Source organism: Mesorhizobium sp. M7A.F.Ca.MR.362.00.0.0 (assembly GCF_004023175.1).
Taxonomy (GTDB): Bacteria; Pseudomonadota; Alphaproteobacteria; order Rhizobiales; family Rhizobiaceae; genus Mesorhizobium.
In genome coordinates, this window is the sequence record NZ_RZTF01000688.1 from 862 (window position 1) to 1,705 (window position 844).

Consider the following 844-nt stretch of genomic DNA (forward strand, 5'->3'; position numbering starts at 1 on the left):
TCGTTCAACCCACTCTCATGCCGCAGCTGATCCGGCGGCCGCCGCCTCGTGCGAGCGGATGCCGATCATATGACAGATGGCAAAGACCAGATCGGCGCGGTTCATGGTGTAGAAGTGGAAATCGCCGACACCGCGCTCGACAAGGTCCATCACCTGTTCGGCCGCCACCGCCGACGCCACCAGCGCATGCGTCTGCGGGTCCCGGTCGAGGCCTTCGAAACGCTCCGCCAGCCAGCCGGGCACATGCGCGCCCGCCCTCGCGGAAAAGTTCGCGACCTGCTTGAAACTGTGAACCGGCTGGATACCCGGCACGATCGGGATGTAGATGCCGGCGCGGCGGACGCGCTCGACATAGCGCTCGTAGAGATCGTTGTCGAAAAAGAACTGAGTGATGGCACGCGTCGCGCCATTGTCGACTTTGCGCTTCAGCATCTCGATGTCGGTGGCGAAATCGGGGCTTTGCGGATGTTTTTCCGGATAGGCCGCGACGGAGATGTCGAAATCAGCAATCGCCTTGAGCCCGGCGACCAGTTCCGCGCCGTTCTCGTAGCCACCGGGATGCGGCCGATACGGTCCGCCGACGCCGGAGGCCGGGTCGCCGCGCAGCGCCACGAACCGGTTGATACCGATCGATTTGTAATCCTGGATGACCGCGTCGACCTCGTCGCGCGTTGCCCCGACACAGGTCAGATGCGCCGCTGCAGGAATACCGGTTTCCGTCAGGATGCGCTTTACAGTGCGCGCGGTGCGCTCTCGCGTCGAGCCGCCGGCGCCGTAGGTCACCGAGACGAATTTCGGCTTCAGCGGCTCCAGCCTTGTCACCGTCTCCCACAGCCTCGCTTCC

The 844-nt window shown here is 64.2% G+C and carries 1 protein-coding gene; it reads right to left on the reverse strand.

Features of this window, described 5'->3' with window-relative positions; genetic code table 11:
- Positions 1 to 15: 15 nt before the first annotated feature.
- Positions 16 to 844 (reverse strand): methylenetetrahydrofolate reductase [NAD(P)H] (metF, locus tag EOC06_RS36835; protein ID WP_128310089.1); only part of this gene is annotated, 829 nt, incomplete at its 5' end.